Annotated in this window: 22 protein-coding genes; all 22 read right to left on the reverse strand. The window is 65.4% G+C overall.

Going from position 1 to position 9,963, the window contains the following annotated elements; translation table 11 throughout:
- Positions 1–21: 21 nt before the first annotated feature.
- On the reverse strand, positions 22–498 hold the full coding sequence (rplO, locus tag ACFPN9_RS25215) for a 50S ribosomal protein L15 (protein WP_066722384.1): 477 nt from the start codon (positions 496–498) through the stop codon (positions 22–24).
- A gap of 13 nt (positions 499–511) precedes the next feature.
- On the reverse strand, positions 512–709 hold the full coding sequence (gene rpmD, locus ACFPN9_RS25220; RefSeq protein WP_066722419.1) for a 50S ribosomal protein L30: 198 nt from the start codon (positions 707–709) through the stop codon (positions 512–514).
- 10 nt (positions 710–719) lie between these two features.
- Positions 720–1,280 carry a 30S ribosomal protein S5 gene (rpsE, locus tag ACFPN9_RS25225; protein ID WP_066722386.1) on the reverse strand — a complete coding sequence of 187 codons (561 nt, stop codon included), beginning with the start codon at positions 1,278–1,280 and terminating at the stop codon, positions 720–722.
- 148 nt (positions 1,281–1,428) lie between these two features.
- Positions 1,429–1,791, reverse strand: coding sequence for a 50S ribosomal protein L18 (gene rplR / locus ACFPN9_RS25230; RefSeq protein WP_066722388.1), 363 nt, complete (start codon positions 1,789–1,791; stop codon positions 1,429–1,431).
- 11 nt (positions 1,792–1,802) lie between these two features.
- The gene (gene rplF, locus ACFPN9_RS25235) at positions 1,803–2,336 is read right to left on the reverse strand and encodes a 50S ribosomal protein L6 (protein WP_066722390.1); all 534 of its coding nucleotides are present in this window, start codon (positions 2,334–2,336) and stop codon (positions 1,803–1,805) included.
- A 33-nt stretch (positions 2,337–2,369) separates the two neighbouring features.
- A complete protein-coding gene (gene rpsH, locus ACFPN9_RS25240; protein ID WP_066480047.1) occupies positions 2,370–2,768 on the reverse strand; it encodes a 30S ribosomal protein S8 in 399 nt (132 codons plus the stop codon).
- 12 nt (positions 2,769–2,780) lie between these two features.
- A complete protein-coding gene (gene rpsN / locus ACFPN9_RS25245; protein WP_066722392.1) occupies positions 2,781–3,086 on the reverse strand; it encodes a 30S ribosomal protein S14 in 306 nt (101 codons plus the stop codon).
- Positions 3,087–3,122: 36 nt separating this feature from the next.
- Complete coding sequence (gene rplE / locus ACFPN9_RS25250) at positions 3,123–3,689, reverse strand: 50S ribosomal protein L5 (protein WP_056799015.1); 567 nt, start codon at positions 3,687–3,689, stop codon at positions 3,123–3,125.
- Positions 3,682–3,999 (reverse strand): 50S ribosomal protein L24, encoded by a 318-nt coding sequence (gene rplX / locus ACFPN9_RS25255; RefSeq protein ID WP_043237098.1) that lies wholly within the window; start codon positions 3,997–3,999, stop codon positions 3,682–3,684. Before rplX ends, rplE begins: the two co-directional genes overlap by 8 nt.
- Complete coding sequence (gene rplN, locus ACFPN9_RS25260) at positions 3,999–4,367, reverse strand: 50S ribosomal protein L14 (RefSeq protein ID WP_066480057.1); 369 nt, start codon at positions 4,365–4,367, stop codon at positions 3,999–4,001. The genes rplX and rplN overlap by 1 nt, the downstream gene beginning before the upstream one ends.
- A gap of 205 nt (positions 4,368–4,572) precedes the next feature.
- A complete protein-coding gene (rpsQ, locus tag ACFPN9_RS25265) occupies positions 4,573–4,815 on the reverse strand; it encodes a 30S ribosomal protein S17 (protein WP_066722393.1) in 243 nt (80 codons plus the stop codon).
- An 11-nt stretch (positions 4,816–4,826) separates the two neighbouring features.
- Positions 4,827–5,039, reverse strand: coding sequence for a 50S ribosomal protein L29 (rpmC, locus tag ACFPN9_RS25270; protein ID WP_066722395.1), 213 nt, complete (start codon positions 5,037–5,039; stop codon positions 4,827–4,829).
- 14 nt (positions 5,040–5,053) lie between these two features.
- Positions 5,054–5,467, reverse strand: coding sequence for a 50S ribosomal protein L16 (gene rplP / locus ACFPN9_RS25275; protein ID WP_066722399.1), 414 nt, complete (start codon positions 5,465–5,467; stop codon positions 5,054–5,056).
- An 18-nt stretch (positions 5,468–5,485) separates the two neighbouring features.
- The gene (gene rpsC / locus ACFPN9_RS25280; RefSeq protein ID WP_067987309.1) at positions 5,486–6,193 is read right to left on the reverse strand and encodes a 30S ribosomal protein S3; all 708 of its coding nucleotides are present in this window, start codon (positions 6,191–6,193) and stop codon (positions 5,486–5,488) included.
- A gap of 10 nt (positions 6,194–6,203) precedes the next feature.
- Positions 6,204–6,587: a 50S ribosomal protein L22 gene (rplV, locus tag ACFPN9_RS25285; protein WP_056798997.1), complete on the reverse strand. Its 384-nt coding sequence runs from the start codon at positions 6,585–6,587 to the stop codon at positions 6,204–6,206.
- Between the two features lie 3 nt (positions 6,588–6,590).
- On the reverse strand, positions 6,591–6,869 hold the full coding sequence (gene rpsS / locus ACFPN9_RS25290; RefSeq protein ID WP_066722403.1) for a 30S ribosomal protein S19: 279 nt from the start codon (positions 6,867–6,869) through the stop codon (positions 6,591–6,593).
- Positions 6,870–6,877: 8 nt separating this feature from the next.
- On the reverse strand, positions 6,878–7,720 hold the full coding sequence (gene rplB, locus ACFPN9_RS25295; protein WP_066722405.1) for a 50S ribosomal protein L2: 843 nt from the start codon (positions 7,718–7,720) through the stop codon (positions 6,878–6,880).
- 16 nt (positions 7,721–7,736) lie between these two features.
- Entirely contained in the window at positions 7,737–8,048 is a 312-nt protein-coding gene (locus ACFPN9_RS25300) for a 50S ribosomal protein L23 (RefSeq protein WP_066722409.1), read from the reverse strand.
- On the reverse strand, positions 8,045–8,665 hold the full coding sequence (gene rplD / locus ACFPN9_RS25305) for a 50S ribosomal protein L4 (protein ID WP_066722412.1): 621 nt from the start codon (positions 8,663–8,665) through the stop codon (positions 8,045–8,047). The genes ACFPN9_RS25300 and rplD overlap by 4 nt, the downstream gene beginning before the upstream one ends.
- Positions 8,665–9,390 (reverse strand): 50S ribosomal protein L3, encoded by a 726-nt coding sequence (rplC, locus tag ACFPN9_RS25310; RefSeq protein WP_066722415.1) that lies wholly within the window; start codon positions 9,388–9,390, stop codon positions 8,665–8,667. Before rplC ends, rplD begins: the two co-directional genes overlap by 1 nt.
- Positions 9,391–9,463: 73 nt before the next feature.
- Positions 9,464–9,772 (reverse strand): 30S ribosomal protein S10, encoded by a 309-nt coding sequence (rpsJ, locus tag ACFPN9_RS25315; protein ID WP_043237115.1) that lies wholly within the window; start codon positions 9,770–9,772, stop codon positions 9,464–9,466.
- A gap of 69 nt (positions 9,773–9,841) precedes the next feature.
- Positions 9,842–9,963 (reverse strand): EF-Tu C-terminal domain-related protein (locus ACFPN9_RS25320; protein ID WP_465247050.1); only part of this gene is annotated, 122 nt, incomplete at its 5' end.

Consider the following 9,963-nt stretch of genomic DNA (forward strand, 5'->3'; position numbering starts at 1 on the left):
GTCGTCATGTAAGCGTTCGGCTCACGCCTGTGAAGCAGCCGAAAGGATCTTGACGCTGCCGCCCGCCTTCTCGATCGCGGCGACGGCCGACTTCGACGCGCCAGCCACCTCGAAGGCGAGCTTCGTCTTCAGCTCGCCGACGCCGAGGATCTTCACGCCGTCCTTCGCCTGGCGCGTGATCACGCCCGCGGCGACCAGCGCCTCGACCGTCACGGCGCCCTTGGCGTCCAGCTTGCCGGCTTCCACCGCCTGCTGGATGCGGCCGAGATTGACCTCGTTCAGCTCTTTGGCGAAGAGGTTGTTGAAGCCGCGCTTGGGCAGGCGACGATAAAGCGGCATCTGGCCGCCCTCGAAGCCCTTCACGGCGACGCCGGCGCGGGCCTTCTGACCCTTCACGCCACGACCACCGGTCTTGCCCTTGCCCGAGCCGATGCCACGGCCGACGCGGATGCGCGACTTGTGCGCGCCTTCGTTGTCACGGATCTCGTTGAGTTTCATCGAACGATCTCCCTCACTTCGCATCGACGACGCGCACGAGGTGCCTGACCTTGTCGATCATGCCCCGCACGGCCGGCGTGTCGACCAGGGTCGACTGACGGCGGATCTTGTTGAGGCCGAGACCGATCAGGGTCTGGCGCTGCGACGCCTCGCGGCGGATCGGGCTCCCGATCTGCTCGACGACGACGGTCTTGGTGTCGGACTTTGCCATGATCGCCCCCTCACGCTTCAGCGGCGGCGTCGGCACCCGCATCGCGGCGACGCGTCTGCAGGGCGGAGACCTTGAGGTTGCGGCGCGCGGCGACGCCACGCGGGCTGTCCTCGTTCTTCAGCGCGTCGAAGGTCGCGCGGACGAGGTTGTACGGGTTCGAGGAGCCGAGCGACTTCGACACCACGTCCTGCATGCCGACCGCCTCGAAGACGGCGCGCATCGGGCCGCCGGCGATGATGCCGGTACCGGCCGGGGCGGCGCGCAGCACGACCTTGCCAGCGCCGTGACGGCCCTGGACGTCGTGATGGAGCGTACGACCCTCGCGCAGCGGGATCCGGACCAAACCGCGCTTTGCGGCTTCCGTCGCCTTGCGGATGGCTTCCGGCACTTCACGGGCCTTGCCGTGGCCGAAGCCGACGCGGCCCTTCTGGTCGCCGACGACGACGAGCGCGGCGAAGCCGAAGCGACGCCCGCCCTTCACCACCTTGGCGACGCGGTTGATGTGGACCAGACGGTCCACGAATTCCGAATCGCGCTCTTCGCGATCGCGGTCACGAGGCTCTCTCGCCATTGTCTTTCCTCTTACTTGCGCGGTGACGGCCTCTGCCGCCCCGCTCGCTCGAGCGTTCCTGCTGGAACGACGTCTCTCGAAAAGCCCGATCCCGGCCCCTGCCCCGTTGCCGCGAGGCGCCGGAGCAGATCGACCGGGACCGACGGTCTCAGAAGTTCAGGCCGCCCTCGCGGGCCGCATCGGCGAGCGCCTTGACGCGCCCGTGATACATGTAGGAGCCGCGGTCGAATACCACGTCCTTCACGCCCGCCTTGACGGCACGTTCGGCGATCAGCTTGCCGATCGTCGCGGCCGCCTCGACATTCGCGCCCGACTTGAGATCGCCGCGGATGTCCTTGTCCAGGCTCGAAGCCGAAGCGAGGGTGACCCCCTTCGTGTCGTCGATGATCTGGGCATAGATCTGCTTGCCGGTGCGGTGCACCGAAAGGCGGGCGCGGCCATTGGCCACCGCCTTGATGGCGCGACGGACGCGGGCCTTGCGGCGCGCAGTCGCAACTGTCTGCTTGCTCATGGCTCGCGTCCTTACTTCTTCTTGCCTTCCTTGCGGAAGATGAATTCGCCGGCGTATTTGACACCCTTGCCCTTGTAGGGCTCGGGACCGCGATACTCGCGGATCTCAGCGGCAGTCTGGCCGACCACCTGCTTGTCGATGCCAGTGATGACGATCTCGGTCGGCTTCGGCGTCACGATCGCGACCCCTTCCGGAATCGGATAGTCGATGTCGTGGCTGTAGCCGAGCGACAGCTTGAGCACCTTGCCGGTGACGGCGGCCTTGTAGCCGACGCCGTTGATCTCGAGCTTCTTCTCGAAGCCAGAGGTCGTGCCCGTCACGAGATTGGCGATGCGGGCGCGCGAGGTGCCCCAGAGCGAGCGGGCGCGCTTGCTCTGCGAACGCGGCTGAACCGCGATCGCGCCGTTCTCCATGACGACGGAGACGTCGTCGGGAACCGTGAAGGAGAGTTCCCCCTTCGCGCCCTTGATCTTGACGAGCTGCCCGGCGACGTTGGCGGTGACGCCAGCGGGAACCGGAACAGGCTTCTTACCGATACGAGACATTGGATTTCTCCTGAAAACGAGCGGCGCGAAAGGTCAGAAGACCTTGCAAAGCACTTCGCCGCCCACGTTCTGCTCGCGGGCAAGATGATCGGGCATCACACCCTTCGGGGTCGAGATGATGGTCACGCCCAGGCCGTCGGCCACGCGAGGCATCGTCTCCACCGAAGAATAGACGCGGCGGCCGGGCTTCGACACGCGCGAGATCGACCGGATGACCGGCTGTCCCTCGTGGTACTTCAGCTCGATGTCGAACTCGGTCCGGCCGTTGCCGAACTCGGTCTGGGTGTAGCCGCGGATGTAGCCCTCGGCCTGAAGCACGTCGAGCACACGGGCCCGAAGCTTCGAACCGGGCGTCGAAACGCGCGACTTGCGACGCATCTGCGCATTGCGGATGCGGGTCAGCATATCTCCAAGCGGATCAATGATCGCCATGATGCGTCCTCCTCACCAGCTCGACTTGACGAGGCCGGGAACCAGCCCCTTGTTGCCGAGCTCGCGCAGCGCGACGCGCGACATCTTCAGCTTGCGGTAGAAGGCGCGCGGGCGACCCGTCACCTCGCAGCGGTTGCGCACCCGGTTCGGAGCCGAGTTGCGCGGCAGTTCGGCCAGCTTCAGGCGAGCGAGGAAACGCTCGTCCATGGACTGGCTGTCGTCGTTGGCGATCTCAAGCAACCGGGCGCGGCGGCCGGCGAACTTCTTCACCAGCGCCTTGCGGCGGTTGTTGTTCTCGACGGAGCTCTTCTTAGCCATCGATCTCTCCTGGTTTCCGCGTATGAACGCTGGCGTTCACTGCCGGAACGGGAAGTTGAAGTGCTTGAGCAGGGCGCGAGCCTCGTCGTCCGACTTCGCAGTCGTGCAGACGATCACGTCCATACCCCAGACCTGGTCGACCTTGTCGTAGTTGATCTCGGGGAACACGATGTGCTCCTTGATCCCGAGCGCGAAATTGCCGCGCCCGTCGAAGGACTTCGGGTTGAGACCCCGGAAGTCGCGCACGCGCGGCAGGGCGATGGTGACGAGCCGGTCGACGAACTCGAACATCTTGGTCTTGCGCAGCGTGACCTTGCAGCCGACCGCCATGTTCTCGCGCAGCTTGAAGCCGGCGATGGCGAGACGGGACTTGGTGATGACCGGCTTCTGGCCGGCGATCAGGGCGAGGTCGCCGGCGGCGTTGTCGACCTTCTTGCGGTCGGCGGTCGCTTCGCCCACGCCCATGTTGATGACGACCTTCTCGATGGTCGGCACTTCCATGGCGTTCTTGTAGCCGAACTCGGCGATCATCGCCGGACGGACGACGTCCTCGTAATGCTTCTTCATGCGCGGCGTGAGAGCCGCCTGCTGGTTCTCAGCCATCGATCAGATCCCCCGAACGCTTGGCGAAACGGACCTTGCGGCCATCGTCCAGGACCTTGAAGCCGACGCGGGTCGGCTTGCCGTCCTTGGGATCGGCCACGGCGAGATTCGACAGGTCGATGGTGGCTTCCTTAGAGATGATGCCGCCCTCGGACTGAGCCGATGCCTTGGTGTGCTTCTTGACGAGGTTGACGCCACGCACCACGGCGCGGGCATCCTTCGGCAGCACCTGCAGGACTTCGCCGGCCTTGCCCTTGTCGCGGCCAGCCAGCACGACGACCTTGTCGCCCTTCTTGATCTTCGCAGCCATCACAGCACCTCAGGCGCAAGCGAGATGATCTTCATGTGGTTCTTGGCGCGCAGCTCGCGCGGAACCGGTCCGAAGATACGGGTGCCGACAGGCTCTTTCTGATTGTTGATCAGAACGGCCGCGTTGCGGTCGAACCGGATCACCGAACCGTCGGGACGCTTCACGTCCTTGGCGGTGCGAACGACGACCGCCTTCATGACGTCGCCCTTCTTCACGCGACCGCGCGGAATGGCTTCCTTGATCGAGACGACGATGATGTCGCCGATACGGGCATAACGCCGCTTCGACCCGCCGAGAACCTTGATGCACATCACGCGACGGGCGCCGGAATTATCCGCGACCTCGAGATTGGTCTGCACCTGGATCATGGCCTTGATCCTTCCAGTGTGTATCAGCGCGGTTTCCCGGACGCACCAGCGCCCCCGGGACTACGACTGACGGGGGTCGATCGCCCCCTGGCCTCAAAACAAAGCATGATCCGCAAAAGTGGAGCCCACCTTTGCGGCGATACATGCCCGACTATTTTCACCGCCGCGCCGCCCGAACGAATCGGACGGCGACAGCCGCGTTGACCTACGCCTTGGGAGCGTTGTCGAGCACAACCCAGCTTTTCAGCTTGGAAATCGGCTTGGACTCCTCGATCCAGACCTGATCCCCGACCTTGGCCACCTCCGCCTCGTCATGGGCGTGATAGTTTTTGGTGCGGCGAACCGTCTTCTTGAGGAGAGGGTGCGTATAGCGCCGCTCGACCTTGACCACAACAGTTTTGTTCTGCTTGTCGCTGACGACGACGCCCTGCAGCACGCGCTTCGGCATTGTCTGACTCCTCAGGCGCTCGCGGCCGCGGTCTTCGACCGCTGCAGCGTCTTGATGCGGGCGATGTCCTTGCGGACCTCGGTCACCCGGGCGGTGTTCTCGAGCTGGCCGGTGGCCTTCTGGAAGCGCAGGTTGAACTGCTCCTTCTTGAGCTTCAGGAGCTCGTCCTGGAGCAGGTCCACGCTCATGGCCTTCAGGTCGGACAGGCGTTGCGAAGCTTTCATCTCGTCCTCCCTTCTCACTCGGCGATGCGCTGGATGAAGCGCGTCTTGATCGGCAGCTTGGCGGCGCCGAGGCGCATGGCCTCGCGGGCGGTCTCTTCCGGCACGCCGTCGATCTCGAACATGATCCGGCCCGGCTTGACCTTGGCTGCCCAGAATTCAGGCGCGCCCTTGCCCTTGCCCATGCGGACTTCGGTCGGCTTCTTCGACACCGGCACGTCCGGGAACACGCGGATCCAGACACGGCCGGCGCGCTTCATGGCGCGGGTGATCGCGCGGCGGGCCGCCTCGATCTGCCGGGCGGTGATGCGCTCCGGCTCCTGCGCCTTGAGGCCGAACTGGCCGAAGTTCAGGTCCGTGCCGCCCTTGGCGACGCCGGAGATGCGTCCCTTGAACTGCTTGCGGAACTTGGTCTTCTTAGGTTGCAACATGGCTCTTCTCGATCAGCCTTATGCATGCTCGCGACGATGGCCACCGCCGGAACGGCCGCCCTCGTCTGCCATGCGCTTGTCCTGGGCCATCGGGTCGTGTTCGAGGATCTCGCCCTTGAAGATCCAGACCTTGATGCCGCACGTGCCGTAGGTGGTGAAGGCGGTGCCGACACCGTAATCCACATCGGCGCGCAGCGTGTGCAGCGGAACGCGACCCTCGCGATACCACTCGAGGCGCGCGATCTCGGCACCACCGAGACGGCCCGAGCAGTTGATGCGGATGCCCTCGGCACCCAGACGCATCGCCGACTGCACGGCGCGCTTCATGGCGCGACGGAAGGCGACGCGGCGCTCGAGCTGCTGGGCGATCGAGTCGGCGACCAGCGTGGCGTCGATCTCGGGCTTGCGCACCTCGACGATGTTGATCGTCACATCGGCCTTGGTGAGCTTCATCACCGACTTGCGCAGCTTCTCGATGTCGGCGCCCTTCTTGCCGATCACCACGCCCGGACGCGCCGAGTGGATGGTGACGCGGCACTTCTTGTGCGGGCGCTCGATGATGATCTTGGAGACCGCGGCCTGCTTCAGCAGCTTCATGAGGGCGGCGCGGATGGCCATGTCCTCATGGAGCAGCTTGCCGTACTCGCCCTTCTGCGCGAACCAGCGGGAATCCCAGGTCCGGTTGATGCCGAGGCGAAGCCCGATCGGATTGATTTTCTGACCCATCGTTCTCTCCTCAGGCCTTCGCAGCCTGGACTTCGCGCACCACGATCGTGATGTTGGCGAACGGCTTCAGGATGCGGGCGCCACGGCCGCGGGCGCGGGCATGGAAGCGCTTCATCACGAGCGCCTTGCCGACGAAGGCCTGGGCCACGACGAGATCGTCGACGTCGAGATCATGGTTGTTCTCGGCGTTGGCGATCGCGCTCTGCAGGCACTTGCGCACGTCCAGCGAGATCCGCTTGCGCGAGAACTCGAGGTCGGCGAGCGCCGTCGAGACCTTCTTGCCCCGGATCAGCTGGGCGACGAGGTTGAGCTTCTGCGGCGAGACGCGAAGGTTGCGGGCGACCGCGACGGCTTCGTTCTCGGGCAGCGCACGGGGGGCGGATGCTTTACCCATGGCTTACTTCCTCTTCGCCTTCTTGTCGGCGGCGTGGCCGTGGAAGGTGCGCGTCGGCGAGAACTCGCCGAACTTGTGGCCCACCATCTCCTCGGAGACGCTCACCGGCACATGCTTGTGGCCGTTGTAGACGCCGAACGTCAGACCGACGAACTGCGGCAGGATCGTGGAGCGACGGCTCCAGATCTTGATGACTTCCTGCCGGCTCGCCGAACGGGCGACCTCGGCCTTTTTCAGAAGGTATCCGTCGACGAACGGACCTTTCCAAAGCGAACGCGCCATGACGGACCTCAGTTCTTCTTCTTGCGGGCGTGACGGCTCGACACGATGAAGGTGTCGGTCCGCTTGTTCGAGCGGGTCTTCTTGCCCTTGGTCGGGAGACCCCAGGGCGTGACCGGGTGACGGCCACCCGAGGTGCGGCCTTCGCCGCCGCCATGGGGATGGTCGACCGGGTTCATCGAGACACCGCGGTTGTGCGGGCGACGGCCGAGCCAGCGCGAGCGACCCGCCTTGCCGTCGTTGCGGTTCATGTGGTCGGGGTTGGAGACCGCGCCCACCGTGGCGTAGCACAGACCGCTGATCAGGCGCTGCTCGCCCGAGTTCAGGCGGACGATGACGTAGCCCTGGTCGCGGCCGACGATCTGGGCGTAGTTGCCCGCCGAGCGCGCCAGCTGGCCGCCCTTGCCGATCTTCAGCTCGACATTGTGGACGATCGTGCCGATCGGCAGCGAGCCCATCGGGGCGGCGTTGCCGGGCTTCACGTCGACCGACGGACCCGAGACGACGCTGTCGCCGACGGCCAGGCGCTGCGGCGCCAGGATATAGGCCTGCTCGCCGTCGCTGTACTTGATCAGCGCGATGAAGGCGCTGCGGTTCGGATCATACTCCAGGCGCTCGACGACGGCCGGGATGCCGTCCTTGCCGCGACGTTTGAAGTCGATCAGACGCAGGGTCCGCTTGTGTCCGCCGCCGCGGAAGCGGACGGTGACGCGGCCGAGATTGTTGCGGCCGCCGGAGGACGACTTGCCCTCCGTCAGCACCTTCAGCGGCTTGCCCTTGTAGAGCTCGCTGCGGTCGACGATCACGAGCTGGCGAAGGCTCGGCGTGACCGGCTTGAAATTTTTCAAAGCCATGGTGTGCGATCCTTCCTTACAGGCCCGTGGTCACGTCGATGGAGTGACCTTCCTCGAGGGTCACGACCGCCTTCTTGACGTCCGCGCGCTGGCCGAGCCGGCCGCGGAAGACCTTCATCTTGCCCTCGGTGACGAGCGTGTTGACGCTCTTCACCTTGACGTCGAACAGCTTCTCGATCGCCGCCTTGATCTGCGGCTTCGTGGCGGTCTTGGCGACCTTGAACACGACCTTGTTGTGCTCGGAGAGCATGGTCGCCTTCTCGGTGATGACCGGCCCGCGGATCACGTCGTAGTGGCGCGGGTCCAGATTCTTGGCGGACTGGCTCATGAGAAGCGCGCCTCCAGCGCATCGACAGCCGCGCGCGTCAGGACGAGCTTGTCGCGACGCAGGATGTCATAAACGTTGATGCCCTGGATCGGCAGGACGTCGACATTCGGGATCGAACGCGCGGCCAGGCCGAAGTTCGTGTCGATCTCGGCGCCGCCGATCACCAGCGCGCTGGAGAGCGACAGCTTGCCGAAGTGGCCGAGCAGCACCTTGGTCTTCGGCTCCGCCAGCTTGGCGTCGTCGAGGATGATGATGCCGCCATCCTTGGCCTTCGCCGAGAGCGCATGGCGCAGGGCGAGAGCACGGACCTTCTTGGGCAGGTCGTGGGCGTGGTCGCGCACGATCGGACCGAAGGCCTTGCCACCGCCGCGGAACTGCGGAGCGGACGCTGCACCGTGACGGGCGCCACCGGTGCCCTTCTGCTTGTAGATCTTCTTGCGGGTGCGGTCGACTTCCGACCGGCCCTTCGACTTGTGCGTGCCGGCGCGGCGCTTGGCGAGCTGGTAGCGCACCATGCGGGCGAGGATGTCGGCGCGCGGCTCGAGGCCGAAGATCGCGTCGGCCAGCTCGAGCGAGCCGGCGTTGCCGCCTTCAAGAGTGACGATATCGATTTTCATCACGCGTTCTCCTCAGCCTGGGCCGCAGGAGCCTCAGCGGTCGCCTCGCCGGCGGACCGGAACTTGCCCGGCAGCGGCGCATCCTTCGGAAGCGGACGCTTGATGGCGTCGCGGACATGGATCCAGCCGCCGGCCACGCCGGGAACGGCGCCCTCGACCAGGATCAGGCCACGCTCGGCATCCGTCTGGACGACGCGCAGGTTCTGCGTGGTGACGCGCTCGGCACCGAGATGGCCGGGCATCTTCTTGTTCTTGAAGGTCTTGCCGGGGTCCTGACGGCCGCCGGTCGAACCGATCGAGCGGTGCGAGACCGAGACGCCGTGGGTGGCGCGCAGACCGCCGAAGTTCCAGCGCTTCATGCCGCCGGCGAAGCCCTTGCCGGTGGTCGTGCCGCTGACGTCGACGAACTGGCCGACGACGAAGTGATCCGCCGTCAGCTCGGCGCCGACCGGGATCAGCGCATCGTCGCTGACACGGAACTCGACGACCTTGCGCTTCGGCTCGACCTTCGCGACGGCGAAGTGGCCGCGCTCGGCCTTCGAGACATTCTTGACCTTGGCAGTGCCCGTGCCGAGCTGCACGGCGACGTAGCCGTTCTTCTCGATCGTGCGGTGAGCGACGACCTGGCAGTTATCGAGCTTCAGCACGGTGACCGGGATATGTTCGCCGGCATCGGTGAAGATGCGGGTCATCCCGACTTTCTGTGCAATCACACCGGAACGCATCGGTGCATACCTTCCCTTGGGGTCATGACCATCCCGCCGACATGCGGGAGACAGAGGACCCGGCTAAAACGGATCAGAGCTTGATTTCGACGTCGACGCCGGCGGCGAGATCGAGCTTCATGAGGGCGTCGACCGTCTGCGGGGTCGGGTCGACGATGTCGAGAACCCGCTTGTGGGTCCGCATTTCGAACTGCTCGCGCGACTTCTTGTCGATGTGGGGCGAGCGGTTGACCGTGAACTTCTCGATGAGCGTGGGCAGCGGGATGGGGCCGCGGACCTGAGCGCCCGTCCTCTTCGCGGTCGACACGATCTCGCGCGTCGAAGCGTCGAGAATGCGGTGGTCGAACGCCTTGAGGCGGATCCGGATGTTCTGACCGTTCATGGTCTTATCTTCCTCGTGACGTGAAAGGGCGGAGGCCCGGCAGGGCCCACGCCCTCACGAAAACGCTGTTCAAGCGATGATGCTGGCGACGACGCCGGCGCCGACGGTGCGGCCGCCTTCGCGGATGGCGAAGCGCAGCTTCTCCTCCATCGCGATCGGCACGATCAGGTGCACTTCCATGGCGATGTTGT

Source organism: Allobosea massiliensis (assembly GCF_042655245.1).
Lineage (GTDB): Bacteria > Pseudomonadota > Alphaproteobacteria > Rhizobiales > Beijerinckiaceae > Allobosea > Allobosea massiliensis.

What these genes read in the sequence shown, in the direction of transcription:
- rplE (WP_056799015.1), bottom strand. Translation starts at nt 3,689, where the DNA reads ATGGCTGAGAACCAGCAGGCGGCTCTCACGCCGCGCATGAAGAAGCAT.
- rpsE (WP_066722386.1), bottom strand. Translation starts at nt 1,280, where the DNA reads ATGGCGAGAGAGCCTCGTGACCGCGATCGCGAAGAGCGCGATTCGGAA.
- rpsQ (WP_066722393.1), bottom strand. Translation starts at nt 4,815, where the DNA reads ATGCCGAAGCGCGTGCTGCAGGGCGTCGTCGTCAGCGACAAGCAGAAC.
- rpsJ (WP_043237115.1), bottom strand. Translation starts at nt 9,772, where the DNA reads ATGAACGGTCAGAACATCCGGATCCGCCTCAAGGCGTTCGACCACCGC.
- rpmD (WP_066722419.1), bottom strand. Translation starts at nt 709, where the DNA reads ATGGCAAAGTCCGACACCAAGACCGTCGTCGTCGAGCAGATCGGGAGC.
- rpsH (WP_066480047.1), bottom strand. Translation starts at nt 2,768, where the DNA reads ATGGCGATCATTGATCCGCTTGGAGATATGCTGACCCGCATCCGCAAT.
- rplC (WP_066722415.1), bottom strand. Translation starts at nt 9,390, where the DNA reads ATGCGTTCCGGTGTGATTGCACAGAAAGTCGGGATGACCCGCATCTTC.
- rpmC (WP_066722395.1), bottom strand. Translation starts at nt 5,039, where the DNA reads ATGAAAGCTTCGCAACGCCTGTCCGACCTGAAGGCCATGAGCGTGGAC.
- ACFPN9_RS25300 (WP_066722409.1), bottom strand. Translation starts at nt 8,048, where the DNA reads ATGAGCCAGTCCGCCAAGAATCTGGACCCGCGCCACTACGACGTGATC.
- rplD (WP_066722412.1), bottom strand. Translation starts at nt 8,665, where the DNA reads ATGAAAATCGATATCGTCACTCTTGAAGGCGGCAACGCCGGCTCGCTC.
- rpsN (WP_066722392.1), bottom strand. Translation starts at nt 3,086, where the DNA reads ATGGCTAAGAAGAGCTCCGTCGAGAACAACAACCGCCGCAAGGCGCTG.
- rpsC (WP_067987309.1), bottom strand. Translation starts at nt 6,193, where the DNA reads ATGGGTCAGAAAATCAATCCGATCGGGCTTCGCCTCGGCATCAACCGG.
- rplO (WP_066722384.1), bottom strand. Translation starts at nt 498, where the DNA reads ATGAAACTCAACGAGATCCGTGACAACGAAGGCGCGCACAAGTCGCGC.
- rplR (WP_066722388.1), bottom strand. Translation starts at nt 1,791, where the DNA reads ATGAGCAAGCAGACAGTTGCGACTGCGCGCCGCAAGGCCCGCGTCCGT.
- rplX (WP_043237098.1), bottom strand. Translation starts at nt 3,999, where the DNA reads ATGGCTGCGAAGATCAAGAAGGGCGACAAGGTCGTCGTGCTGGCTGGC.
- rplF (WP_066722390.1), bottom strand. Translation starts at nt 2,336, where the DNA reads ATGTCTCGTATCGGTAAGAAGCCTGTTCCGGTTCCCGCTGGCGTCACC.
- rpsS (WP_066722403.1), bottom strand. Translation starts at nt 6,869, where the DNA reads ATGGCGCGTTCGCTTTGGAAAGGTCCGTTCGTCGACGGATACCTTCTG.
- rplN (WP_066480057.1), bottom strand. Translation starts at nt 4,367, where the DNA reads ATGATCCAGGTGCAGACCAATCTCGAGGTCGCGGATAATTCCGGCGCC.
- rplP (WP_066722399.1), bottom strand. Translation starts at nt 5,467, where the DNA reads ATGTTGCAACCTAAGAAGACCAAGTTCCGCAAGCAGTTCAAGGGACGC.
- rplV (WP_056798997.1), bottom strand. Translation starts at nt 6,587, where the DNA reads ATGGGTAAAGCATCCGCCCCCCGTGCGCTGCCCGAGAACGAAGCCGTC.
- rplB (WP_066722405.1), bottom strand. Translation starts at nt 7,720, where the DNA reads ATGGCTTTGAAAAATTTCAAGCCGGTCACGCCGAGCCTTCGCCAGCTC.